Raw genomic sequence first — 21569 nt, 5'->3', positions numbered from 1 at the left:
TCCGCCCTCAAAGCCTTGCCTCGGCGAAAATGCGCGACGCCCATTCCAGGAAAGCGCGCAGCCGCGGCGCGAGCTGCCGGTTCTGCGGATAGAGCGCGAACAGCGGCGTCGGAGTTGGCGGGAAATCCCCCAGAACCTCGACCAGCGTTCCGTCCGCCAGATCCTTGTCCAGCCGATAGCGTGGCGCCTGCAGGAGCCCGAAACCCAGGCGCGCCAACGCCACCGCGGTGTCCGAATTGTTGACCCTCACGCGTCCAGGCAGCGTCACCTGATGCACTTTCCCGCCGCCCGTAAATTCCAGCGGCAGGATTTCGCCGGTGCGCGACGAGACGAAACCGACGGCCTGATGACCTTCCAGCGCGTCAGGCGACGCCGGCATCCCATGGCGCTTCAGATAGAGCGGGCTGGCACAGGTGGTTTCGCTCATCGTCGCCAGCCGCCGCATGATCATGCCGCTGTCCTGCGGCTCGCCCGCGCGAATGACGCAATCGACGCCTTCGCGCACCAGGTCGACCAGCCGGTCGCCCTGGCCGATATGCAGATCGACCTGCGGATGGCGTTCGAGGAAGGCCGGCAAATCCGGCAGCAGAAACCGCTGCGTGAGCAGCGGATGCGCGTCGATGCGCAACAGGCCGCGCGGCTCGGCGCTGCGGAACCCAGCCTCTGCATCCTCGACTTCACCGAGGATCGAAAGGCAGCGCTCATAATAGGCCTGCCCGTCTGGCGTCGTGGCGACATGGCGCGTGGTCCGGTCCAGCAGCCGGGTCCCCAGATGATCTTCCAGCTGCTTGATCGCTTCGGTCGCGGTCGAGCGCGGCAGGCCGAGATCGGCCGCCGCCGCGGTGAAATTGCGCCGCTCCACCACGCGCACGAAGAGCCGCATCCTGTCGAGTCGATCCATGACCGATTGTTCGCTTCACCCGAATACTGCTGTCAATAGGCGGCTGATTATCCGGATGAAGCCGTGGCCTATATCCGCTTCACAACAACGAACGGAGATTGATCATGCAGAAGGCCAGAACAGCTATCGTCACAGGCGCATCGAGAGGCATCGGCGCGGCGGTCGCCAAACGCCTCGCCCGGGACGGCATTGCCGTCATCGTCAACTATGCGCGCGGCAAGGATGCCGCAGACGAGGTCATCTCGGCCATCGAAGCCGCCGGCGGCACCGCCATTGCGGTCCAGGCCGACATCGGTGAGCCGTCCGGCATGGCCGCTTTGTTCGATGCGGCCGAAAAGGCTTTCGGCGGCACCGACATCCTCGTCAACAACGCCGGCATGATGAAGCTGTCGCCGATTGCGCAAATGAGCGACGCTGAGTTCGAACGGCAGCTCGCCGTCAATCTCGGCGGACCGTTCCGCGGCATGCGCGAAGCTTCACTGCGCCTGAACGATGGCGGACGGATCATCAACTTTTCTTCAAGTGTCGTAGGCTTCTACCAGCCGACCTATGGCGTCTATGCCGCGACCAAGGCCGGCGTCGAAGCCATGACGCATATCCTGGCCAAGGAACTTGGCCCGCGCCGCATCACGGTCAACACCGTCGCGCCCGGCCCGGTCGATACGGAACTCTTCACCGACGGCAAGAGCGCCGAGCAAATCGAGGCGATAACCAAACTCATTCCGCTCGGCCGCCTTGGCCAGCCCGATGACATCGCCGGACTTGTCGCCTTCCTCGCCGGCCCGGACAGCCAATGGGTCAACGGCCAGGTCATCCGCGCCAATGGCGGCGCGATCTAAAAGCAATTCCAGCAAAAACGCCCAGCGGTTCTGCGACCGGAATTTGCGCAAGAAAAGAGACAGAGGCTATTATGCAGCAGACAATTCTTATCACCGGCGCGTCGAGCGGCTTCGGCGCCATGACGGCTAAGGCGCTCGCACAAGCCGGTCACCGGGCCTACGCCTCGATGCGGGATCCGCAGGCGCGTGGCGGCGCCGCGGCGGCCGAAATCGAAAGGCTGGCCCGCGAGGAGAAGCTGGCGATCAGCGCCATCGCGCTCGACGTCCTGTCGGAACCGTCGATCGAGGCAGCCGTCAAGACCATCCTCGCGGAAGCGGGTAGGATCGACGTCGTCATCCACAATGCCGGCCATATGGTGTTCGGGCCGGTCGAAGCCTTCACGCCGGAGCAACTGGCAGCGCTCTACGACGTCAATGTCGTCGGCACCCAGCGCGTCAACCGTGCGGTGCTTCCGCATATGCGCTCGCTCGGCCAGGCCCTTATGATATGGGTCGGATCGAGCAGCACGCGTGGCGGCACGCCTCCGTTCCTCGCGCCATACTTCGCCGCCAAGGCCGGCATGGATGCGCTGGCGCAGAGCTATGCGCTGGAACTCGCCCGTTTCGGCATCGAGACGACCATCGTGGTGCCGGGCGCATTCACGAAAGGCACGGAGCATTTCGCTCATTCCGGCAAGCCCGCCGACACTGAACGCGCCGACGCCTATTGGTCGGGCCCTTATGCCGGCGTCGACGACAAGGCGCTCAAGGGCCTTTCCGGCCTGGAACCCGCCGATGCCGATCCTTCGGAAGTCGCGCAAGCCATCGTCGATCTCGTCGCGATGCCGCATGGCCGTCGGCCGTTTCGTGTCCATATCGATCCGTCCGATGACGGCTCGACCATCGTCAACGGTGTCGCCGACCGCGTCCGTGCGCAGCTTCTGGAGCGCATCGGCCTCGCCGACCTTCTCCATCCATCCCGATAAGACTCAAGCCGAAAGGAACCCCAAAATGCCCTTTGCCAACTTCAAGACGCCACAGGCCGCCCTCACCAAGGCGCAGAAGGAAGACCTCATCCACAGGACCACGCAGATGTTCGTCGACTATTTCGGCGAGAGCGCGCGTGCTCATTCCATGGTTCTGATCGAGGAAGTCCCTGACGGCGGTTACGGCCGCGCCGACGAAGTCTTCATCCTCCCCGATGCCTATCGGGCCAAGGACGTCGCCTGATTTGAACAGGGCGAGCCGCTTGTCGAGTGGCTCGCCCTTTCGAGCGAACGCAGGACGGTGTGCTGCTTTCGTTCGCGGACACTTCGTCACTACGACGGCGCCAACGAAATCTTAATGTAAATGAAGCGTAATCCCGGCCATTAAAATTGTGCGTATGTGTTGGGGTTGCGCATGCCGGAATACTCGTCCTTTCTCCGGTCGATCCGGATCCGCTACATTTCAGGATTGCTGATCTTCGCGCTGGCTTCGGCCGCCGTGATGTTTGCGCTGAACCGCGTCAACACCTACCGCCACGAGGTCGATGCCCTCAGCGGCAATTTCGTCATCTTTGCCCGTGACCTGCGCAACGCCACCAATTTCGCCGAGACGACCGGGACGGCCTGGCGGGCCGAGACGCGCGATGCGTTGACGATCGCCGCGCGCGGTCATGCCGAACGCCTGACGGGCGAGATCGACACCCTCAACGCGCAACTTGCCGCGATCAGGTCGCGCCTGTCGCGCAACACCGTCAACGAACTCGACTCCGCTTCGGTGAACGGCGACCTGTTCTGGTCGGCGCGGGATATGGTGCGCAACTTCAACCTGATGTCGGTGGCTCAGAAGGTCGACGAATGGAGCTACCGTGAAATCCGCAACCAGAACGACCTCTTCGCCCAACCGGTGCTGGTGCGCGTGCGCACCGCGTTCGACGAAGAGCGCCGCCTCGCCGATGCGTCCAGCGACCGGCTGCTGCTCTGGGCAAGCGGCCTTTTGTTTGCCGTGCTTGCCATCGCCGCGCTGTGGATCTTCCGGCCGATGGAAAAAGCGATCCGCCGCGCCTTTGCCGAAACCGCCGCATCGTTGTTCAAGGCCGAGGCCGCCGACCGCGCCAAGTCCGAATTCCTCGCCAATATGAGCCATGAGATCCGCACGCCGATGAACGGCGTGCTCGGCATGGCCGAGCTGCTGGCCAAGACCGAGCTGACGCCGCGCCAGAAGACATTCACCGATGTCATCGTCAAATCCGGCAACGCGCTCTTGACCATCATCAACGACATCCTCGACTTCTCGAAGATCAACGCCGGCCAGCTGACGCTCGACCCGCACCCCTTCCGCTTGGCGGAAGCCGTCGAGGACGTGGCGACGCTGGTATCGGCGCGTGTCGCCGAAAAGAACCTGGAACTCATCGTGCGCGTCGATCCGCGCCTGCCGGCCTTCATCGTCGGCGATGCCGGCCGCTTCCGCCAGATCGTCACCAACCTGCTCGGCAATGCGGTGAAGTTCACCGAGAAGGGCCATGTGCTGATCGACGTCGGCGGCGATGTCGTCGACGGTGTCGTCCAGCTCAAGGTCCGCGTCGAGGACACCGGCATCGGCATTCCCGCCGAAAAGCTGCAGAACGTGTTCGAGAAATTCGCGCAGGTCGACGGCTCCTCGACCCGCCGTCACGAAGGCACCGGCCTTGGCCTGGCGATCGCGGCCCGCCTTGTCGACCTGATGGGCGGCAAGATCGGTGTCGAGAGCGAGATCGGCCGCGGCTCGGTCTTCTGGTTCGCCGTGCCGCTGCCGGTGGACAAGCAGCAGACGCGAGACGAGTTGGTGCCGGTCGACGTCACCGGCGCCCGCGTGCTGGTCATCGACGACAACCCGGTCAATCGCGAGATCCTGCTGGAGCAGCTCAGAAGCTGGAGCTTCGACTGCGCGGCCGCCGAAAGCGGCGCGGTTGGCCTCGCCTTCCTCGACCGCGCCTGCCAACTCGGCGCCACGGTCGACTGCATCGTCCTCGACTACCAGATGCCCGGCATGAACGGCGCCGATGTCGCGAGAGCCCTCTCCGCCGACAGTCGTTTGGCCGCGATCCCGGTGGTGCTGCTCACCTCGGTCGACCAGGTCGATTTCGGCAGGATGGTGATCGATTTCGGCATCGTCGCGCATTTGACCAAGCCGGCGCGCTCGGCGGTGCTGCTCGGCACCGTGATTTCCGCCATCCAGAAGGCGCGCACGCAGGGCGGCAAGGCGCATTTCGTGCGCGAGCCGGTCGCCCATGCGCCGCAGCCTCCCGCCTTCACCGTCATTCGAGGACCGGCGGTGCCCGTGCCGCCGGCGCCGGAATCGATCGCGGCACCGATCGGCCCCATCGACATCCTGATCGCCGAGGACAATGAGGTGAACCAGTTGGTTTTCGGCCAGATCCTCAACGGCTTCGGCCTCAGCTACCGCATCGCCAGCAACGGCCGCACTGCGGTCGAGATGTACCGCTCGCTGCGCCCGCGCCTGGTGCTGATGGATGTCTCGATGCCGGAGATGAACGGGTATGAGGCGACGCGCGCCATCCGCGCCAGCGAGGAGCAGAGCGGCGCCCACACGCCGATCATCGGCGTCACCGCGCATGCGCTGAAAGGCGACCGCGAAAAATGCATCGAGGCCGGCATGGACGACTATCTGCCGAAGCCGGTCTCGCCCGACCGCCTCGGCGCCAAGATCGGCACCTGGCTCAGCGAAACGGTGACCGCGAAGACGGCTTAGGCAATTCTGGACGGAAAACCGCGTCAAACGGCTGCGTCGAGCCGATAGCGGCGCATCCAGTCCAGGCTGATTGCGTCGGCCAACTTCGCCACGCCGGGCCTGACATCCTCGACGTTCGGCGGTTGCACGCCCAAGGCCCCGCAGATCGATATCAACGTCGCCGCCGGATCGATTGCGAGGCGGTCATAACCGATCCGGAGCGACGTTATGCCTTGCCCAACGAACCACGCATTCCAGGCGTCGTCATAGGCCTCAAGCTCCGCAAACTCGCGCCCGATCCGCTGGAAATCATACTGCGCCTCCTGCGCAGGCGATCAAATGCAGTCGAGCGTCACCGATTGCGCAGCACCACGCAGGCGCCGCCGACGCTGTGCAGCTTGCCGCAGATGCCGTCAGCCTCAGCCCGCGAGTCGGCGCCTATCCTGACCGCGTAGATGCCGCGCCTGCCGATCGGCGTGCGCACGCGGCTGACCACCGGGTCGTGGCTGGCGAGCAGCGCCGGGAAGCGGCTGCGCACCCTGAGCCACTGGCCGATCGCGGCCGAACGGCGGAAATTGCCGGCGATCTGCACGCCCCAGGGCTTGACGTCGATCGAGGCCATGGCGACGGTCTGCGACATGATCACCGGCAACCGGCGGCAGGCGACGGCAAAGCTCGATTTCGGATCGAGCGGCTGGACGGTTCCGGCATAGGAGGTGTCGGAAAACTTGTCGACCGGCTCGCCCATGACGTCGAAGACATAGCTTTCCGTCTCCATCGGCAGGAAGCCGCCGGAATTCAGCCAGCGCGACACCCGGTTTTCACCGGCATTGTAGGCCGCGGCAGCAAGGCCGAGATTGCCGTAGCTTGCCTTCATCTCGGCCAGATATTTCGCCGAGGCGGGGAGAGCCTGTTCGATGTCGAACGAGTTGGCCAGGCCGCGCATCTTGGCCGTGCCCGGCATGAACTGCGCGATGCCTTCGGCGCCCACCGGGCTCACCGCGTTCGGGTCGAAGCGGCTTTCCTTCCAGATCAGCCGGGCGAAAAAATCCTTGGGCAGGCCGTTCTTGCCGGCCTCGGTCTCGATCAGGTCGCAGACGCGGTCGATCAGCCGCTTGGCGGCTGACTTGGACTGTGGCGGATCGGCGAACGCCTGCCCGGCAAAGATCAGCGTACAAAACAGGAGCAGCGTCGTCTTCACGAAACGCTGCATGGGCTCATTCCGCGGCGGCTTTGCCGTGCCCGTAGCGCTGGTCGATATAGTCGGCGACCATCTTTTCGAAATCCCGCGCGATCGAGGGCCCGCGTAGCGTCGCCGCCTTCTTGCCGTCGACGAACACCGGCGCCGTCGGCGTCTCGCCGGTGCCGGGCAGCGATATGCCGATATCGGCATGCTTGGATCTGCCGGGGCCGTTGACGATGCAGCCCATCACCGCGACCTTGAGGTTCTCGACGCCGGGATATTTCTCGCGCCAGACCGGCATGTTCTTGCGCAGGTCGGCCTGGATGTTCTGCGCCAGCTCCTGGAACACTGTGGATGTGGTGCGCCCGCAGCCCGGGCAGGCAGCCACGATCGGCACGAACTGCCGGAAACCCATGGTCTGCAGCAATTCCTGCGACACCTGCACCTCGCGCGTGCGGTCGCCATTCGGCTCCGGCGTCAGCGAGATGCGGATCGTGTCGCCGATGCCTTGCTGCAACAGGATGCCCATGGCGGCGGACGAGGCGACGATGCCCTTGGTGCCCATGCCGGCCTCGGTGAGGCCGAGATGCAGCGCATGGTTGGAGCGCGTGGCAAGCTCGGTATAGACGGCGATCAGATCCTGCACGCCGCTGACCTTGGCCGACAGGATGATCTTCTCGCGGCCGAGCCCGATCTCTTCGGCCATCTCGGCCGACAGGATGGCCGACTGCACGATAGCCTCGCGGGTGACTTCCTGCGCGGTCAGCGGAAAACCCTTGGCCTGGTTCTGGTCCATCAGCCGGGTCAGCAGCTCCTGGTCGAGCGATCCCCAGTTGACGCCGATGCGCACCGGCTTGTCATGCTTGATCGCCATTTCGACGATCGCCGCGAACTGGCGGTCCTTCTTGTCCTTGAAGCCGACATTGCCGGGATTGATGCGGTATTTCGCCAGCGCCTCGGCGCAGGCCGGATGATCGGCCAGAAGTTTGTGGCCGATATAATGGAAATCGCCGACCAGCGGCACGTTGATGCCGAGCCGGGCCAGCCGTTCATGAATACGCGGCACGGCGGCCGCGCTCTCGTCGCGGTCAACCGTGATGCGCACGATCTCGGAGCCGGCGCGGTAAAGTGCCGCGACCTGCGCGACGGTCTGGTCGATGTCGGCCGTGTCGGTGTTGGTCATCGACTGCACGACGACAGGCCCGCCGCCGCCGACCATGACGTCGCCGACCGATACGCCGACCGATGTCCGGCGCGGGAAAGGAGAGGAAAAATATCCGGTCATGCCGGCCGCCTTTTATCTGCAAGGTCCGGGCATGAGGTGGCGGAGCAAAGATGGCTTGTCAATGGCAGGCAACCGTGGGAACCGGCAAATTGCCTGCCCGCGACCGGCAGCCACACCCTCGAGGACCAGCATTGGGCCGGCGGATGCGGGCCAAGTAGTCGGTGGATTCATGTAAAAGAACCACGCCGGTGGCATTTGTGCCACCGGAGGGTCAAGCCGCGGCGGGTGCGGCTATGACGCCTGAAGGAACTTCAGTGCGAGGTCGGTTTCCCTTTCAGCTTTTCAATCTCGTCCTTGAGTGCCAGCTTGCGTCGCTTGAGATTCACGATTTCGAGGTCGTCCACCGATGGATGGTTCATCGCATCGTCGATCTCGCGTTCGATGTCACCGTGTTTCCGCTGCAACTCATCAAGATGGGATGCAAGAGACATGAATGGTTCTCCCTTTCATGGTTTCCTCGATTGCAGCCGTTCGCAGGCGCGTCCACCGCAGGTCGTGTCTGTGACGGCACCATGACAGTCTGCCACCAACCGATCTCGATGTCGAATGCCACGTGGTAGCATTCCACGACAATGTGAAATGTGGTAAGGGCTGCACGCCGGTCTCAACCCGCCGGTCCCGCCCAGACAGCCCGAATGGGCGATGCATGCCAAGACGGTAGATAATGTCCGAACAGGAACAGGCTGAAGTACGCCTAGAATATTCCCGGCTTAAACAGGAACACGCCGATTTCGACGCCGCAATCAACGCGATGATCGCCATGGCCTGTGACCCGCTTCAGATCCAGCGCATGAAGAAGAAAAAGCTGCTGCTCAAGGACCGGCTGTCGGCGCTGGAAGACCGCATCATTCCCGACATCATCGCCTGAGGCGCCGGCGCTTCGACGTTCGCCCTATCCGGCAATCGACAGCCTGGCCGCACGATCGCGCAACAACGCGATCAGCTCGCCCGTCCGCTCTTCGGTCGTGTCGATCGGCACCACCAGGCACATCGTCGCCTCGACTTTTCCGGGTGCCGAAAAGACCGGCGCCGCCAGGCATTTGGTGTAGGCGTCGACCAGTCCCGACGTCACGCAATAGCCGGTGACGCGGGCTCTGCCGATATCGTCGATGAAATCCTCGATATCGAGCTTGCGGCCGTCGGGCAGCACGAGATCGTCATCTGCGATCATCGCTTCGATCCGGCTGCGATCGAGGTCGGCAAGCAGCAGCCGCCCCGACGCCGTCCAGGGCAGCGGGATCTGCAGGCCGGTGGCCGAGCTGATGCGGAACGGCCTGGTCCCGGGGCTCGAATGGATTATGGTGTAGCGGCCGCTCTGCAGCATGCAGAGTTCCGAGGTCTCGCCTGTCTCGCGCGACAGCGTGTCGACCTCCTGGCGGCCGCGCCGCAGCAGATCGTTGCCGCGCATATAGGCCATTCCGTAGAGATAGAGCTTCTTGCCGAAATAGACGCGGTTGCCGTCGCCTTCCATTTCCAAGAGCCCGGCTTCGACCAGTTCGCGCACCAGCGTGTAGGTGGTCGAGCGCGGCGCGTTAAGCCCCTTGGCCAGTTCGCCGATGCCGATGGCGCGCTGGTTGGCATGCAGGAATTCAAGGATCTGCAGAACGCGGTTGAGGCCTTTTTCGCGCGAGGTCGCGGGCTTCTCGCGGTCCGCACCTTCTGCCGGCCATTCGGCCAGTGCTTCGCCATCTTGCATTGTCGATTCCTGATGCTAGTATCTGTCTTGTACAGGATACACACGTCTCTTGTAAGAGACAATCGCAATTTATGACGCGTGTATCGCTGATCGATTGGGGAACATCAACAAAGGAGGTCGCCGTGAACGACACATCCGGCAGACGTGATTTTCTGAAACTGGGAATGGCGGGATTGGCCACCGCCGGCGCGCTCACCGCCGTCAGCGCCGAGAAGGCGGCAGCGCAGGCCGCGTCAGACAGCGTGCTGCGCACCGCGCTCGACCGCGGCAAGCTGATCGTCGGCACCGGCAGCACCAACGCGCCATGGCATTTCGAAAACGATGCCGGCGAGCTGGTCGGCATGGACATCACCATGGGCCGTATCCTCGCCAAGGGCCTGTTCGACGACCCGACCAAGGTCGAGTTCGTGCAGCAGGATCCGGCGCAGCGCATTCCGAACGTGACGACCAACAAGGTCGACATCACCATCCAGTTCATGACCATGACGGCGCAGCGCTCGCAGCTCATTCACTTTTCGCGGCCCTACTATGTCGAAGGTGTCGCGCTGCTGACGCTGCCCGGCTCCGAGAACAAGACCTTCGACAAGCTGTTGGCGAACGGCGCCAGCACCCGTATCTCGATCCTGCAGAATGTCGACGCCGAAAGCTCGGTGCATTTCGCCTTGCCGCAGGCGCAGGTGCTGCAGATCGACACCCAGGCCAACGTGCTGCAGGCGCTGGAATCCAAGCGCGCCGATGCCGCCGCGGTCGATCTGTCGACTGTGCGCTGGCTCGCCTCGCGCAATCCGGACAAGTATTTCGATGCCGGCAAGAGCTGGTACTCGATGCTTTACGGCGCCGCTGTCCGACAGGGCGATCTCGACTGGCTGACCTTCGTCAACCAGACCTTCACCATCGCCATGTTCGGCCATGAGACGGCCCTCTATGACGGCGCCTTCAAGGAATATTTCGGCCAGGAGCCACCGCCGCGCCATCCGGGTTTCCCGGTCATCTGACAAGTCCTCGCCGACAAACAGGCGGAAGACAGCGCCCTTCCGCCTGTTAGTCCTCGACACCGGCGCGCCGGCGACGGATCCTTTATCCGCCACCGCAAGCCATTGAGACGGTACGCATGGGCTATACGCTCAATTTCAACCTGATCTGGCGGCATTTCGACAAGCTGTGGGGTGGGCTGCTGCTCAGCCTCGAGCTTGCCGTGATCTCGATCGCCATCGGCGTCGTCATCGGCCTGGTGCTGGCGGTCTGGTATGTCTCGGCCGGCCGTGTCGTGCGCGGCATCATCGCGGCCTATGTCGAGTTCATCCGCAACGTGCCGCTGATCCTGCTCGTCTATCTCGTCTTCTACGGCCTGCCGACGGTGGTCGATCTTGCCTACAGCGCCCAGACCTCTTTCGTGGCGACGCTCGCGCTCTACAGCGGCGCCTATCTGGTCGAGGTCTTCCGCTCCGGCCTCGAGGCCGTGCCGCGCGGCCAGCTCGACGCCGGCAAGGCGATCGGGCTGACGCCCTGGCAGCGACTGCTGCATGTGCGCCTGCCGACGATGATGCGCATCACGCTGCCGGCGCTCTCCAACACCTTCATCTCGCTGTTCAAGGACACCTCCGTCGCCTCCGTCATCTCGGTGCCGGAGCTGACCTATGGCGCGCAGTGGATCAACTTCAACACCTTCCGCATCGTCGAGGTCTATCTCGTGGTGACCGCGATGTACCTGGTCACCGGCTACGTGCTGCTGTTTGCGCTGAGGCTGGTCGAGCGCTGGTACAGGACGGCGCGCTGAGATGCTTGGCCAGATCGCCTACGCCCTGCCCTTCCTCGCCCAAGGCTTCGCGCTGACGCTTTGGGTGTCCTTCCTGGTCGTCGTGCTGTCGCTGATCGCCGGCATCATTCTTGGCGTCGGCCTCGTCTACGGGCCGGCGCCCATTCGCTGGGCGGTGCGCATCTTCTCGGACACCATCCGCGGCATCCCGATCCTGGTGCTGATCTTCTTCGTCTATTACGGCCTGCCGGCGATAGGCGTGCACCTGCAGTCGTTCTGGGCCGCCGTGCTGGCGCTGACCTTGTTCAAGACGGCGCAGGTCGTCGAATATCTGCGCGGCGCGGTCGGCTCGATACCCAAGGGCCAGTCCGAGGCGGCGATGGCGATCGGCCTGACCTTCCGCCAGCGGCTTGCCTACGTCATCTTCCCGCAGGCCTTCCGCCGCTTCCTGCCGCCTTGGATCAACGGCGTCACCGACGCGGTGAAGGGCAGCGCGCTGGTCTCGCTGCTCGGCATCACCGATTTGATGCAGGCGATCAACCAGGTCATCGGCCGCACCTATGAGGCGATGCCGCTCTATATCCTTGGCGCCTTGATCTATTTCGCCGTCAACTACGCGCTTTCATATGCCAGCCGCAGGCTGGAGCGGCGCTTTGCCTTCATCCGGGACTAGCACGATGGCCACAAGCTCCAACGACAAACCAGCGCTTCTCGATATTGCCGGGGTCTCGAAAGCCTTTGGCGCCGTCGAGGTCCTGCGCTCGGTCAGCCTGACGGTGGCCAAGGGCGAAGTGGTCACCGTCATCGGCCCGTCCGGCAGCGGCAAGACCACGCTTTTGCGCTGCGTCAACTTCCTCGAAAGCTATGACTCAGGCTCGATCCGCATCGACGGCAAGGAGGTCGGTTTTCGCCCCAGTCCTGCCCGCAACTCCGGCACGCGCCAGCGGCGCAGCGAGGGCGACCTGGCCGCGATGCGCGCCGAGACCGGCATGGTCTTCCAGGGTTTCAACCTGTTCCCGCATCTCAGCGCCGCCGGCAACATCATGCTCGGCCTCACCAAGGTGCGCGGCAAGAGCAAAGCCGAGGCGCGCTCGATCGCCGAACATTGGCTCGGCCGTGTCGGCCTCGGCCACAAGGCCGACAGTCTGCCGGCCGAGCTTTCCGGCGGCCAGCAGCAGCGCGTCGGCATTGCCCGCGCGGTGGCCATGGAACCGAAAATCCTGCTGCTCGACGAAATCACCTCGGCGCTCGACCCGGAACTTGTCGGCGAGGTGCTGGCCGTCGTGCGCAGTCTCGCCGAGGACGGCATGACCATGGTGATGGTCACCCATGAAATGGCCTTCGCCCGCGATGCATCGAGCCGCATCGTCTTCATGGCCGATGGCGGCGTCTCGGCCGTCGGGCCGCCGAAGGAGGTTCTCGCCGCCGAGACCACCAACGAACGCCTCCGCACCTTCCTGGCGCGTTTTCGCGCCTCGCATTTCTAGAAAAAGCCGGACGGCTTCCGCCGTCCAAGGAGCACCCTTCCCATGTCGCCTTACATCCGGCTCGCCGAACTCGGCCTGACCCTGCCCGAGCCGCCCACGCCGATTGCCAATTTTGTCACCCATGCCGAGAGCGGCCGGCTGATCTTCCTCTCCGGACAAGGGCCGTTGCGCGCCGACGGCACGCTGTGCACCGGCAAGGTCGGCGACGACGTCACTGTCGAGCAGGCCTACGAGCATGCCCGCCTCACCGGCCTTAATCTGCTTGCCGTCATGCATGCGGCGGCCGGCGACCTTGGCCGCATCGTGCGCGTCGTCAAGCTGCTCGGCTTCGTCAACGCGACGCCGAATTTCAGCGACCACCCCAAGGTGGTCAATGGCTGCTCCGATCTGTTCGCCAACGTCTTCGACAGAATAGGCGGCCACGCGCGCTCGGCGATCGGCGTCGGCTCGCTGCCCGGAAACATCACTGTCGAAATTGAAGCGGTCGTCGAGATCGCGGCCTGACACCAACGGGATTTGCTGCCATGAAAACCTATTCCGATACCGGCTCCAACACCACGATCCGCGAGCGGCTGGGCTTGCGGCCGATCATCAACGTCTCCGGCACGATGACGACGCTCGGCGCCTCGATCATCGTCCCCGAGGCGATCAGCGCCATGGCCGAGATCGCCTCGCAATGGGTGGAGATGGACGATCTGCAGCGCGCCGCGAGCGCGGTGATTGCGCGCCTCACCGGCGGCGAGGCCGGTTTCATCACCGCCTGCTGCGCCTCGGGCATCACCATGGCAATTGCCGGCGCGATGACCGGCACCAACCTTCTGGCGATCGAACGCCTGCCTGACGATACCGAAGGTTTGAAGTCGGAGGTTGTCATCCAGCTCGGCCATATCGTCAATTACGGTGCGCCGATCGACCAGTCGATCCGCGTCGCCGGCGCCAAGGTTATCCCGGCCGGCACCGTCAGCGTCACCCAGGACTATCACGTGCGCGAGGCTATCAACGAACGCACGGCGGCGGCACTTTACGTCGTCGCCCATCACACCGTGCAATACGGTATGCTTTCGCTGGAGGAGTTCTGCGAGATCTGCCACGCCAAAGGCGTGCCGGTGATCGTCGACGCGGCCTCCGAATATGATCTGCGCAGTTTCCTGGCGCGCGGCGCCGATATCGTCGTCTACAGCGGCCACAAATTCCTCTCAGGCCCGACCAGCGGCATCGTCACCGGCCGCAAGGACCTTGTCCGCACCGCCTATCTGCAGAACCGCGGCGTTGCCCGCGCCATGAAGGTCGGCAAGGAGAGCATCGCCGGCACGATGGCGGCGCTCGAAGCGTGGGAGAAGCGCGACCATGCCGGTATCCGCAGGCGCGAGGAAGCGGCACTCGATCTGTGGAAGGATACGCTGCAGGGCATCGCGGGGATCGGCGCCGAGATCATTCCCGACCCGACCAACAATCCGCTCGACCGCCTGCAGGTCTTCGTCCACCCGGAAAGCCGCTTCACCGCCGCTGGCCTCACCGCCGCCCTTGCCGCCGGATCGCCACCCGTCATCGTGCGCAACCACGAGGTCGAGCGCGGCCACTTCTTCCTCGATCCGTGCAATCTGCATCCCGGCGAGGCGGAGATCGTCGCCGAACGGCTGCGCGCCGCGCTGACCGCAAAGGACCGTCCCGCCGACGCCATGAAGGTGGCGCGCAAGGATACGAGCGGGGCGCTACGCTGGCCGGACTAGGCTGCCGTAACGGCGACAATCCTTGCGGCCGGGAGCGAATTCCGCTAAGGCGCGCCTTTGCCGCCCGGGAGCGAACCTTGACCGATCAGCGTGCCGACGTCGCCATCATCATGGGCAGCCAGTCCGACTGGGCGACGATGCGCCAGGCGGCTGAAACGCTGGAGGCGCTTGGCATTCCCCACAGGCGGCTGATCATCTCGGCGCACCGCACGCCCGACCGTCTCTATGATTTCGCCAGGGGCGCCAAGGCTGCCGGCTACAAGGTGATCATCGCCGGCGCCGGCGGCGCGGCACATTTGCCCGGCATGACGGCGGCGATGACGCCGCTGCCCGTCTTCGGCGTTCCGGTCGAATCAAAGGCCCTCTCCGGCCAGGATTCGCTATTGTCCATCGTCCAGATGCCGGCCGGCATCCCGGTCGGCACCCTGGCCATCGGCAAGGCCGGCGCTGCCAACGCAGCCCTTCTCGCCGCCGCGGTGCTGGCGCTCAACGACGACAAATTAGCGGCCCGGCTGGAGGCCTGGCGCGCCGCGCAGACCGCCAAGGTCGCCTTCGAACCGACGGACACGCCGTGAGCCTCGCTCCCGGATCGACGATCGGCATCATCGGCGGCGGCCAGCTCGGCCGCATGCTGGCGATGGCCGCGGCCCGCCTCGGCTGTCGCACCATCATCCTGGAGCCGCAGCCCGACTGCCCGGCAGCACAGGTCGCCAACCGACAGATCGTTGCCGCCTATGACGATCCGGCGGCACTCACCGAGCTTGCCGCCGCCAGCGATGTCGTCACCTACGAATTCGAAAATGTCCCGGTTGCCGCTGCCCAGACGCTCGCCGCAAAAATCCCGGTCTATCCGCCGGCGCGCGCGCTGGACGTGGCGCAGGATCGCGTCACCGAGAAAAGCTTCCTCGCCGGCATCGGCATTCCGACCGCCGAATTCCGCGCCGTCGACAATGACCAGCAACTGACGGCGGCGCTGAAGACATTCAACGGCAGCGGCGTCTTGAAGACCCGCCGCATGGGCTATGACGGCAAGGGCCAGCGTGTCTTCCGCAACATAGAAGCCGGCGGCTTTGCCGGCACCTGCGAGGCGATGGGCAATGTGCCGCTGATCCTGGAATCGCTCGTCGCCTTCGAGCGCGAGATTTCCGTGATCGCCGCGCGCGGCGTCGACGGAAGCATCACCGCCTACGATCCGGCCGAAAACGTGCATCGCGAAGGCATATTGCGCAGCTCGACCCTGCCGGCCGCGATCGGGCCTGAGACAGAAGCAGCCGCCAAGGACGCAGCCTCGAAAATCCTTGCAGCGCTCGACTATGTCGGCGTCATCGGCGTCGAGTTCTTCGTTCTCGCCGACGGTTCGCTTCTGGTCAACGAATTGGCGCCGCGCGTGCACAATTCCGGCCACTGGACGGAGGCTGCCTGCGTCATCTCGCAGTTCGAGCAGCATATTCGTGCCGTCGCCGGCCTGCCGCTCGGTTCGCCGGCGCGCCATTTTGACTGCGTGATGGAAAACCTGATCGGCGACGACATGCTGAAAGTGCCGGCGCTGCTCGCCGAGCCCGATCTGATGCTGCATCTCTACGGCAAGGCCGAGTCGCGCCCCGGCCGCAAGATGGGCCATTTCACGCGGATTCGTCGCCGGAGCTGAGCTCAGGGACTACTGCATATCCTGGTCGTCGTCGCCATCCGAGCTGCCGCAACTCGTATCGCCTTCCTTGCAGTTTGCGCCGGAGGTGAGCTGCTTGGTGCGTTCGTCGGTGAGGCCCGTCAGGCATTGCGACACTTCCATCGGATGGATGGAGCCGCCTTCGCTGCCGGCGGTCGAATAGGTGCATTCGGCGTCGCGGAAGGCGATCCAGGCGCGCTGCGCCGTCTGCAACAGCTTGTTCGAGGTCTGGTCGTTGCGTCTGACAAGGTCCTGATAAGCGGCGTTGAGCTTGGCGTCGGCCGCCTGGTAATCGGCATCGGCGCAGATGTTCATCATCGACTGGCTGTCGTCATTGCGGTTGCACTCCTCTGCAAACGCACCTGAGGCGACAGCCAGAAGGGCCAGGCTGGCGAGCAGAAAGAGACGGCGCATCGGGGATCTCCAGTCGCTTGGGCGTTAAAACACCATCCCAGCCGCCCTTGAGTCGCGCAATGCCGTGCCGCCGGAATGGCGAATATTTGATAAGTCCCGGCCACCTTTGGCATTCAGGCATGCGCATGTGGTTGACACAGGCAAGACTCCTCGTTTATGAGCCACGCAAGTTCAAAGGCGCGCTTTTTTCGGGCGCGCCTTTAAAAATTCGGCCCGGCAAGGGCCCCGACCGAACAGGCAAGACCATGAAGATCAAGAATTCGCTCAAGGCGCTCAAGGCGCGTCACCGCGACAACCAGCTGGTTCGCCGCAAGGGACGCATCTACATCATCAACAAGACCGCTCCGCGCTACAAGGCGCGCCAGGGCTGAGCTTTGCGCGCGGCTTGGTGCATGCCTCCCAAAAGCGCCTGAGCGGTTCTGGGAGAACGATATGCACGGAGAGACCACGCCGCGCTGATGTCGATTGCCGGTTCGCCGGCCCTCTCACGCTAAAATCACTTTGCCGATCCGCCGTCCGGGTTTAGATTCCGGCGATGCGGATTCTTTTTGCATTTTTCACCGCCTTTTTGCTTTCCGGCACAGCTTTGCCCGCGGGCGCGGAAGTGGTGCAAGGCGATCTGCCTCCAGATGCCACGCCTCCCGCTGCGACACCACCGCCGGCGGCCCCGACCAAACAGGGCCGCCTCGACCAGCTCTTCACCGAGTTGAAGCGCGAGCGCAACGAGAAGGCGGCCGAGCGCATTGCCGGCCGCATCTGGAACGAATGGAACCAGTCGGGCAGCGCCTCGATCGACCTGATGATGCAATGGGCGCAAAAGGCGACCCAGGACCAGAAATTCGACGTCGCGCTCGATTTCCTCGACCAGGTCGTGACCTTGCAGCCGGATTATGCCGAAGGCTGGAACCGCCGCGCCACCGTGCATTTCATGATGAAGAACTACGGGAAGTCGATGGCCGACATCGACCGCACCCTGCAGCTCGAGCCGCGCCATTTCGGCGCGCTTTCGGGTCTCGCCCAGATCATGACCGAGACCGGCCACAAACAGTCGGCGCTCGAAGCCTGGCAGAAGGTGCTGGCGATCTATCCAATGATGCGCAGCGCCCAGGACCAGGTGTCGACGCTGTCGGAAGAACTGGCGGGTGAAGGCATTTGAGGGAGTAGGCGGTAGGGATTAGGCAATAGGCTCGGAACTACTCCCCTACTCCCCTACTCCCCTACTCCCCTACTCCCCTACTCCCCTACTCCCCTACTCCCCTACTCCCCTACTCCCCTACTCCCCTGAACCAAACTCCCTCCACGCCTCGTATCTTCCGCATGAACCTGGTCTGCGCCGCGCTGCTCTTCCTCATCGCGCTTGTCTTTGCCCTTGCCGGCGTCACCCGCACCGGCGTCTGGCTGATCGAACGCCGCAATCCGCCTGTCGGTGAATTCGCCGACATCAATGGCGCGCGTATCCACTATGTCCATGTCCCGGCGCCCGCCGGCGCCAAGCTGCCGCCGGTGATCTTCATCCACGGCGCCAGCGCCAATCTGAAGGACCAGATGCTGCCGCTCAGGCCCTGCTCGAAGGCCGCGCCGAGATGCTGTTCCTCGACCGCCCGGGCTTTGGCTGGTCGAGCCGCGGCGACAACGACACGCTGGCGGCGCAAGCCGATACAATTGCCGCCTTGATGGACCATCTTGGCATCGCCAAAGCGATCGTTGTCAGCCATTCCTTTGGCGGCGCGGTCACCACGGCGTTAGCCCGCCGTCACCCTGAAAAGACGCTCGGCCTCGTCTTCCTGTCGCCGGCCAGCCATCCCTGGCCGGGCGGCGCCACCGCCTGGTACTACAAGCTGACCGCCATTCCGGTGATCGGCCAGCTGTTTGCGCAGACGCTGGCCTATCCGGCGGGCATGGCGCAGATCGGCGATGCGACGGCCTGCGTCTTCTCGCCCAACAAAATGCCGGACGGCTATATCGGCAACGCCTCGATCCCGCTCGTGCTGCGCCCCGGCGCTTTCCGGGCCAACGCCATCGATGTCGCCCAGCTCTACGCCTATGCGCGCTCCGCCTCGCCGCGCTACCATGAGATCAAGGCGCCGACCGTCATCATCTCGGGCGATCGCGACAAGATCGTCTACGCCACCGTCCACTCCGTCGGCCTGGAACGCGACATTGCCGGCGCCGAGCTGGTCTGGGTCCACAATCTCGGCCACAAGTCCGACTGGATCGCGTCGGACCTCGTCGTCGGCGCCATCGAAAAAGTCGCCGGCGCACCGGTCGATCTGCAGGCCCTGGCAAAAACCGTGGAAGCACGGATCGCCAGCGACGCCTATAACGACGACAAATGCCCCGACATCAAGGTGCCCGATGCCGAACTCGCGCCTACCTAATGCCGCATGTATGTCTTGAAGCACGGCATCAAGAAAAACCCGGAGAAGCGATGGGCATTGCCGGACCGCATATTCTTCGGTCACGGCGCTTGCGCCATTCTTGCCGGCGCCTTTCTCAAACATCCCCCTCTGGAAGGATTTTACGGCGAACGGATCATTCCCGGCGAGGGCTTTTCCGGAAACCATATCTACGTGACGAATGGTGTGATCGCCTTCGACTACCATGGCTATTCCGCTCGTCAGCGGCTGTTGCGACACCATGGCAAAGGCTGGGCTTCACGCAGCGCCGGATGGCACTGCACGATCACCAGGGTCGATTTCGATCTGCACGATACGGTCGAACTCAACCAGCGAAAGATACTAGGCCCGGATCAGTACCTGCACGACCCCGTTCCTCGCGCGGCCCGGTTTTTGCAACGCATAGACCATGCCCAAGCCGCAGCGAGGGCTTCCAAAATTGCCGCGAGTTGAGACCGGCTAACGACTAGTGCACGTCCGACCCGACATAAGCGATGCGCAGCATATTGGTCGAACCGGGCGTCCGCAGCGGCACGCCTGCCGTGATGATGACGCGGTCGCCCACCTTACCGAAGCCTTCCTCCAGGGCGATGCGGCAGGCCCTGTTGACCATATCATCGAGGTCGGTGGCATCGGGAGATACCACGCAATGCGTGCCCCACAGCAGCGACAACCGGCGCGCCGTGTTGAGGATCGGCGACAACGCGATGATCGGCACCTGCGGGCGTTCGCGCGCTGCGCGCAGGCCGGTGGTCCCGGACGCGGTGTAGGTGATGATCGCCGACAGTTTCAGCGTCTCGGCGATTTCGCGGGCGGCAAGCGAAATGGCATCGGCGCCGGTCGCTTCCGGCTCGGAGCGCTGGGCGTTGATGATGCCGGCATAGGTCGGATCGGTTTCGACCTTGGCGGCGATGCGGTTCATCATCGCGACCGCTTCGACCGGATAGGCGCCGGCGGCGGATTCGGCTGAAAGCATGATCGCGTCCGCACCTTCGAAGACGGCGATGGAAACGTCCGAAACCTCGGCGCGGGTCGGTACCGGCGCGGTGATCATGGATTCCAGCATCTGCGTGGCGACCACCACCGGCTTGCCGGCGCGGCGCGCCGCGCGCGTGATCTGCTTCTGGATTCCGGGCACCGCCTCGAGCGGCATTTCGACGCCGAGGTCGCCGCGCGCCACCATCAGCGCATCGGACAATTCGATGATCTCGGCCAGCCGCGCGACGGCCTGCGGCTTCTCGATCTTGGCCATGATGAGCGCCCGGCCGCGCGCGATCTTGCGTGCTTCGGCCAGATCCTCTGGCCGCTGCACGAAGGACAGCGCCACCCAATCGACGCCGGCGGCAAGCACCGCGTCGAGATCGGCGCGATCCTTTTCGGTCAACGCGCCGACCGGCAGGTCTGTGTCGGGCAGGCTGACGCCCTTCTTGTCGGAAATGCCGCTGCCGGCGACTACGGTGCAGGTGATCGACTTGCCGTCAGCCTTCACCGCCTTGAGCTCAAGCTTGCCGTCGTCGATCAAAAGTCGGTGACCGGCCTCGACCGAGCTCAGGATTTCCGGGTGTGGCAGGTAGACACGCTTCGACGTGCCCGGCTCCGGATTGTCGTCGAGCGTGAAGGTCTGGCCGGCCGTCAGCGCTTCCTTGACATTGGTGAACTTGCCGACCCTGAGCTTCGGCCCCTGCAGGTCGGCGAGGATGCCGATCGGGCGTCCAACGGCTTCCTCGACGGCTCGGATGCGGCCGACCAGCGTGCGCATCAGCTCATGATCGGTATGGCTCATATTGATGCGGAAGACATCGGCGCCGGCTTCGAAAAGCTTTTTCAGCATCTCCTCGGAGGAGGATGCCGGACCGATGGTGGCGAGGATCTTGACCTTGCGGCTGCGTCTCATTGACTGTTTGTTCCCGGGGCGGGGGCGTTTGGCGCGCCTCCCGTTGAGGGCTCGTCGGTCAGCTGGACCATCCAGCTTGCCTGCTCGCCCGTGTCATATTCCTGAAATCCGGCGCGCTGAAAGCCCCGGGCGACGCAATCATTCACGCCGGCGATCTTGAACTCTTTTTCGGCCACGCACATGTTGATCGGGCCGTCCCAGCGCCCGCCGCGCTCGGCGTCTTCTGCATAAAGATAGTAAAACCTTGATGACAGCGGGCCCTCGATCAGCGTCTTGCAGGTCGATCCTTCGATGTGCCACCAGCCCTCGGTGATCCAGCCGGCCTTGGCGCGATAGCCGATGCCGACGCCCACCAGATTTTGCGTCGCGTTGCAAACGCGGAAGTCGGCACGGGCCGGCGAGGTCATGGCGATTGCGCACAATCCCGCGGCGACGAACAGGAACGGCAGCGTGAGGCGCTTGCGCAGCCTGCCGGCTAGACCCATTCCAAAATCCCTCGCGAACCACATTTGCATATCTCGAAGCCCCTTTTCAGCAAACTCCGGTCGCATGTCAACGCGCCGTTTTGTTCAATTCCAATCGATTTAGACGAGCCCGATGCGCGAAATCCTGAGCCGCCCGGGATTTTT

The 21569-nt window shown here is 64.1% G+C and carries 25 protein-coding genes and 1 pseudogene; 17 read left to right on the top strand and 9 right to left on the bottom strand.

The features are described from left to right. Positions 1-7 precede the first annotated feature (7 nt). Positions 8-901: a LysR family transcriptional regulator gene (locus ACVDG8_RS22540; RefSeq protein ID WP_447256681.1), complete on the bottom strand. Its 894-nt coding sequence runs from the start codon at positions 899-901 to the stop codon at positions 8-10. A 104-nt stretch (positions 902-1005) separates the two neighbouring features. On the opposite strand from ACVDG8_RS22540, the gene ACVDG8_RS22535 reads away from it, so the two are divergent. The 4 genes from ACVDG8_RS22535 to ACVDG8_RS22520 all read left to right on the top strand — a co-directional run bounded on the left by ACVDG8_RS22535 (position 1006) and on the right by ACVDG8_RS22520 (position 5454). Further along, positions 1006-1740 carry an SDR family oxidoreductase gene (locus ACVDG8_RS22535; RefSeq protein WP_447256680.1) on the top strand — a complete coding sequence of 245 codons (735 nt, stop codon included), beginning with the start codon at positions 1006-1008 and terminating at the stop codon, positions 1738-1740. A 68-nt stretch (positions 1741-1808) separates the two neighbouring features. After that, on the top strand, positions 1809-2705 hold the full coding sequence (locus tag ACVDG8_RS22530) for an SDR family oxidoreductase (protein ID WP_447257413.1): 897 nt from the start codon (positions 1809-1811) through the stop codon (positions 2703-2705). Between the two features lie 25 nt (positions 2706-2730). After that, a complete protein-coding gene (locus ACVDG8_RS22525; protein ID WP_447256679.1) occupies positions 2731-2949 on the top strand; it encodes a tautomerase family protein in 219 nt (72 codons plus the stop codon). 171 nt (positions 2950-3120) lie between these two features. Next, a complete protein-coding gene (locus tag ACVDG8_RS22520; protein WP_447256678.1) occupies positions 3121-5454 on the top strand; it encodes a response regulator in 2334 nt (777 codons plus the stop codon). 23 nt (positions 5455-5477) lie between these two features. On the opposite strand, the gene ACVDG8_RS22515 is transcribed toward ACVDG8_RS22520, so the two are convergent. The 4 genes from ACVDG8_RS22515 to ACVDG8_RS22500 all read right to left on the bottom strand — a co-directional run bounded on the left by ACVDG8_RS22515 (position 5478) and on the right by ACVDG8_RS22500 (position 8332). Next, on the bottom strand, positions 5478-5732 hold the full coding sequence (locus ACVDG8_RS22515; protein ID WP_455707853.1) for a Stf0 family sulfotransferase: 255 nt from the start codon (positions 5730-5732) through the stop codon (positions 5478-5480). A gap of 53 nt (positions 5733-5785) precedes the next feature. Then, positions 5786-6646: a transglycosylase SLT domain-containing protein gene (locus ACVDG8_RS22510; RefSeq protein ID WP_447256677.1), complete on the bottom strand. Its 861-nt coding sequence runs from the start codon at positions 6644-6646 to the stop codon at positions 5786-5788. Between the two features lie 4 nt (positions 6647-6650). Beyond that, positions 6651-7901, bottom strand: coding sequence for a flavodoxin-dependent (E)-4-hydroxy-3-methylbut-2-enyl-diphosphate synthase (ispG, locus tag ACVDG8_RS22505; RefSeq protein ID WP_455707225.1), 1251 nt, complete (start codon positions 7899-7901; stop codon positions 6651-6653). A 251-nt stretch (positions 7902-8152) separates the two neighbouring features. Then, entirely contained in the window at positions 8153-8332 is a 180-nt protein-coding gene (locus ACVDG8_RS22500; protein ID WP_447256675.1) for a YdcH family protein, read from the bottom strand. A gap of 233 nt (positions 8333-8565) precedes the next feature. On the opposite strand from ACVDG8_RS22500, the gene ACVDG8_RS22495 reads away from it, so the two are divergent. After that, positions 8566-8769 carry a YdcH family protein gene (locus tag ACVDG8_RS22495; RefSeq protein ID WP_447256674.1) on the top strand — a complete coding sequence of 68 codons (204 nt, stop codon included), beginning with the start codon at positions 8566-8568 and terminating at the stop codon, positions 8767-8769. Between the two features lie 24 nt (positions 8770-8793). Here the strand turns inward: ACVDG8_RS22495 and ACVDG8_RS22490 are convergent, their stop codons facing one another. After that, the gene (locus ACVDG8_RS22490) at positions 8794-9597 is read right to left on the bottom strand and encodes an IclR family transcriptional regulator (RefSeq protein WP_447256673.1); all 804 of its coding nucleotides are present in this window, start codon (positions 9595-9597) and stop codon (positions 8794-8796) included. A 164-nt stretch (positions 9598-9761) separates the two neighbouring features. Here ACVDG8_RS22490 and ACVDG8_RS22485 point away from each other — a divergent pair, with 164 nt between their 5' ends. From ACVDG8_RS22485 to ACVDG8_RS22450, 8 genes are all read left to right on the top strand, one after another. Further along, positions 9762-10592: a transporter substrate-binding domain-containing protein gene (locus ACVDG8_RS22485; RefSeq protein WP_447257412.1), complete on the top strand. Its 831-nt coding sequence runs from the start codon at positions 9762-9764 to the stop codon at positions 10590-10592. 116 nt (positions 10593-10708) lie between these two features. Further along, on the top strand, positions 10709-11374 hold the full coding sequence (locus ACVDG8_RS22480; RefSeq protein ID WP_447256672.1) for an amino acid ABC transporter permease: 666 nt from the start codon (positions 10709-10711) through the stop codon (positions 11372-11374). 1 nt (position 11375) lies between these two features. Continuing rightward, complete coding sequence (locus tag ACVDG8_RS22475) at positions 11376-12026, top strand: amino acid ABC transporter permease (protein ID WP_447256671.1); 651 nt, start codon at positions 11376-11378, stop codon at positions 12024-12026. Between the two features lie 4 nt (positions 12027-12030). Next, the gene (locus ACVDG8_RS22470) at positions 12031-12840 is read left to right on the top strand and encodes an amino acid ABC transporter ATP-binding protein (protein ID WP_447256670.1); all 810 of its coding nucleotides are present in this window, start codon (positions 12031-12033) and stop codon (positions 12838-12840) included. Positions 12841-12882: 42 nt separating this feature from the next. Continuing rightward, positions 12883-13344 (top strand): RidA family protein, encoded by a 462-nt coding sequence (locus tag ACVDG8_RS22465; RefSeq protein ID WP_447256669.1) that lies wholly within the window; start codon positions 12883-12885, stop codon positions 13342-13344. Between the two features lie 20 nt (positions 13345-13364). After that, positions 13365-14570: an aminotransferase class V-fold PLP-dependent enzyme gene (locus ACVDG8_RS22460; RefSeq protein ID WP_447256668.1), complete on the top strand. Its 1206-nt coding sequence runs from the start codon at positions 13365-13367 to the stop codon at positions 14568-14570. Between the two features lie 77 nt (positions 14571-14647). Then, positions 14648-15145, top strand: coding sequence for a 5-(carboxyamino)imidazole ribonucleotide mutase (gene purE / locus ACVDG8_RS22455; RefSeq protein WP_447256667.1), 498 nt, complete (start codon positions 14648-14650; stop codon positions 15143-15145). After that, complete coding sequence (locus tag ACVDG8_RS22450; protein WP_447256666.1) at positions 15142-16218, top strand: 5-(carboxyamino)imidazole ribonucleotide synthase; 1077 nt, start codon at positions 15142-15144, stop codon at positions 16216-16218. Before purE ends, ACVDG8_RS22450 begins: the two co-directional genes overlap by 4 nt. A 9-nt stretch (positions 16219-16227) precedes the next feature. Here the strand turns inward: ACVDG8_RS22450 and ACVDG8_RS22445 are convergent, their stop codons facing one another. Continuing rightward, positions 16228-16650, bottom strand: a complete 423-nt coding sequence (locus ACVDG8_RS22445) for a lysozyme inhibitor LprI family protein (protein ID WP_447256665.1) — start codon at positions 16648-16650, stop codon at positions 16228-16230. Positions 16651-16895: 245 nt separating this feature from the next. Here ACVDG8_RS22445 and ykgO point away from each other — a divergent pair, with 245 nt between their 5' ends. From ykgO to ACVDG8_RS22425, 4 genes and pseudogenes are all read left to right on the top strand, one after another. After that, positions 16896-17021, top strand: a complete 126-nt coding sequence (gene ykgO / locus ACVDG8_RS22440) for a type B 50S ribosomal protein L36 (RefSeq protein WP_006203764.1) — start codon at positions 16896-16898, stop codon at positions 17019-17021. 164 nt (positions 17022-17185) lie between these two features. Next, complete coding sequence (locus ACVDG8_RS22435) at positions 17186-17806, top strand: tetratricopeptide repeat protein (RefSeq protein WP_447256664.1); 621 nt, start codon at positions 17186-17188, stop codon at positions 17804-17806. A gap of 161 nt (positions 17807-17967) precedes the next feature. Next, positions 17968-19028 (top strand): annotated as a pseudogene (locus ACVDG8_RS22430) (alpha/beta fold hydrolase). 6 nt (positions 19029-19034) lie between these two features. Then, positions 19035-19499, top strand: coding sequence for a hypothetical protein (locus ACVDG8_RS22425; protein WP_447256662.1), 465 nt, complete (start codon positions 19035-19037; stop codon positions 19497-19499). Positions 19500-19512: 13 nt separating this feature from the next. Here the strand turns inward: ACVDG8_RS22425 and pyk are convergent, their stop codons facing one another. Further along, the gene (gene pyk / locus ACVDG8_RS22420) at positions 19513-20940 is read right to left on the bottom strand and encodes a pyruvate kinase (RefSeq protein WP_447256661.1); all 1428 of its coding nucleotides are present in this window, start codon (positions 20938-20940) and stop codon (positions 19513-19515) included. Beyond that, a complete protein-coding gene (locus ACVDG8_RS22415) occupies positions 20937-21491 on the bottom strand; it encodes a DUF1036 domain-containing protein (RefSeq protein ID WP_447256660.1) in 555 nt (184 codons plus the stop codon). The genes pyk and ACVDG8_RS22415 overlap by 4 nt, the downstream gene beginning before the upstream one ends. Between the last annotated feature and the right edge of the window lie 78 nt (positions 21492-21569).

The sequence above is a fragment of the Mesorhizobium sp. ORM8.1 genome, assembly GCF_053005525.2.
The sequence above is the reverse complement of the archived record's forward strand: the minus strand, read 5'-3'. Positions and strand labels throughout refer to the sequence as shown.

What these genes read in the sequence shown, in the direction of transcription:
- ACVDG8_RS22445 (WP_447256665.1), bottom strand. Translation starts at nt 16,650, where the DNA reads ATGCGCCGTCTCTTTCTGCTCGCCAGCCTGGCCCTTCTGGCTGTCGCC.
- pyk (WP_447256661.1), bottom strand. Translation starts at nt 20,940, where the DNA reads ATGAGACGCAGCCGCAAGGTCAAGATCCTCGCCACCATCGGTCCGGCA.
- ACVDG8_RS22480 (WP_447256672.1), top strand. Translation starts at nt 10,709, where the DNA reads ATGGGCTATACGCTCAATTTCAACCTGATCTGGCGGCATTTCGACAAG.
- ACVDG8_RS22475 (WP_447256671.1), top strand. Translation starts at nt 11,376, where the DNA reads ATGCTTGGCCAGATCGCCTACGCCCTGCCCTTCCTCGCCCAAGGCTTC.
- ACVDG8_RS22485 (WP_447257412.1), top strand. Translation starts at nt 9,762, where the DNA reads ATGGCGGGATTGGCCACCGCCGGCGCGCTCACCGCCGTCAGCGCCGAG.
- ACVDG8_RS22535 (WP_447256680.1), top strand. Translation starts at nt 1,006, where the DNA reads ATGCAGAAGGCCAGAACAGCTATCGTCACAGGCGCATCGAGAGGCATC.
- ACVDG8_RS22460 (WP_447256668.1), top strand. Translation starts at nt 13,365, where the DNA reads ATGAAAACCTATTCCGATACCGGCTCCAACACCACGATCCGCGAGCGG.
- ispG (WP_455707225.1), bottom strand. Translation starts at nt 7,901, where the DNA reads ATGACCGGATATTTTTCCTCTCCTTTCCCGCGCCGGACATCGGTCGGC.
- ACVDG8_RS22520 (WP_447256678.1), top strand. Translation starts at nt 3,121, where the DNA reads ATGCCGGAATACTCGTCCTTTCTCCGGTCGATCCGGATCCGCTACATT.
- ACVDG8_RS22540 (WP_447256681.1), bottom strand. Translation starts at nt 901, where the DNA reads ATGGATCGACTCGACAGGATGCGGCTCTTCGTGCGCGTGGTGGAGCGG.
- ACVDG8_RS22500 (WP_447256675.1), bottom strand. Translation starts at nt 8,332, where the DNA reads ATGTCTCTTGCATCCCATCTTGATGAGTTGCAGCGGAAACACGGTGAC.
- ACVDG8_RS22495 (WP_447256674.1), top strand. Translation starts at nt 8,566, where the DNA reads ATGTCCGAACAGGAACAGGCTGAAGTACGCCTAGAATATTCCCGGCTT.
- ACVDG8_RS22435 (WP_447256664.1), top strand. Translation starts at nt 17,186, where the DNA reads ATGCGGATTCTTTTTGCATTTTTCACCGCCTTTTTGCTTTCCGGCACA.
- ACVDG8_RS22470 (WP_447256670.1), top strand. Translation starts at nt 12,031, where the DNA reads ATGGCCACAAGCTCCAACGACAAACCAGCGCTTCTCGATATTGCCGGG.
- ykgO (WP_006203764.1), top strand. Translation starts at nt 16,896, where the DNA reads ATGAAGATCAAGAATTCGCTCAAGGCGCTCAAGGCGCGTCACCGCGAC.
- ACVDG8_RS22490 (WP_447256673.1), bottom strand. Translation starts at nt 9,597, where the DNA reads ATGCAAGATGGCGAAGCACTGGCCGAATGGCCGGCAGAAGGTGCGGAC.
- ACVDG8_RS22425 (WP_447256662.1), top strand. Translation starts at nt 19,035, where the DNA reads ATGTATGTCTTGAAGCACGGCATCAAGAAAAACCCGGAGAAGCGATGG.
- ACVDG8_RS22510 (WP_447256677.1), bottom strand. Translation starts at nt 6,646, where the DNA reads ATGCAGCGTTTCGTGAAGACGACGCTGCTCCTGTTTTGTACGCTGATC.
- ACVDG8_RS22465 (WP_447256669.1), top strand. Translation starts at nt 12,883, where the DNA reads ATGTCGCCTTACATCCGGCTCGCCGAACTCGGCCTGACCCTGCCCGAG.
- ACVDG8_RS22525 (WP_447256679.1), top strand. Translation starts at nt 2,731, where the DNA reads ATGCCCTTTGCCAACTTCAAGACGCCACAGGCCGCCCTCACCAAGGCG.
- ACVDG8_RS22415 (WP_447256660.1), bottom strand. Translation starts at nt 21,491, where the DNA reads ATGCGACCGGAGTTTGCTGAAAAGGGGCTTCGAGATATGCAAATGTGG.